General features: G+C 65.7%; 1 protein-coding gene and 1 pseudogene. Both read right to left on the bottom strand.

Annotated elements, in window-relative coordinates:
• Window positions 1–156: GTP-binding protein (locus tag G3I71_RS45040; protein ID WP_343243283.1), on the bottom strand; the 156-nt coding region annotated here is incomplete at its 3' end.
• Between the two features lie 121 nt (window positions 157–277).
• Window positions 278–779 (bottom strand): annotated as a pseudogene (gene fusA, locus G3I71_RS45035) (elongation factor G); the annotation flags it as partial.

Below are 779 nucleotides of genomic sequence, written 5' to 3'. Positions count from 1 at the left end.
GATCTCGTCGAACGGCGTGAAGGGGTTCAGCTCCGGGTACTTGTCGTGCAGCACCTTCGAGATCGCGGCGGTCAGCGTCGTCTTGCCGTGGTCGACGTGACCGATGGTCCCGATGTTGACGTGCGGCTTGGTCCGCTCGAACTTCGCCTTGCCCACTGGGTGTCCTCCTCAGGACTTGGTAGAGATTGCCCGACGGCAGCCACCTGACGGTACCTGCGCGGCGTGCGGTCCTACGGGTCGGATGTGTTGCTGGTACTGCGGGTGTCGACCTGTGGGACTACTCGCCCCGGGTCTTCTTGATGATCTCGTCGGCAACGTTCCGAGGAACCTCGGCGTAGCTGTCGAACTGCATCGAGTAGACGGCACGACCCTGGGTCTTCGACCGCAGGTCACCGACGTACCCGAACATCTCGGAGAGCGGCACCTGGGCGCGGATGACCTTCACGCCCGTCGCGTCCTCCATGGACTGGATCATGCCGCGTCGCGAGTTGATGTCGCCGATGACGTCGCCCATGTAGTCCTCGGGCGTGCGCACCTCGACGGCCATGATCGGCTCGAGGAGGGCCGGGTCCGCCTTGCGCACCGCCTCCTTGAGGATCATCGAGCCCGCGATCTTGAACGCCATCTCCGAGGAGTCGACGTCGTGCGCGGCACCGTCGAGCAGGATCGCCTTGATGCCCACGAGCGGGTAGCCCGCGAGGACACCGAGCTGCATCGCGCTCTGGATGCCGGCGTCGACCGACGGGATGTACTCGCGCGGGACGCGGCCACCGGTGACC

The sequence above is a fragment of the Streptomyces sp. SID12501 genome, from assembly GCF_010550245.1.
Classification (GTDB): Bacteria; Actinomycetota; Actinomycetes; order Streptomycetales; family Streptomycetaceae; genus Streptomyces.
This window is presented reverse-complemented; position numbering and strand designations above follow the sequence as displayed.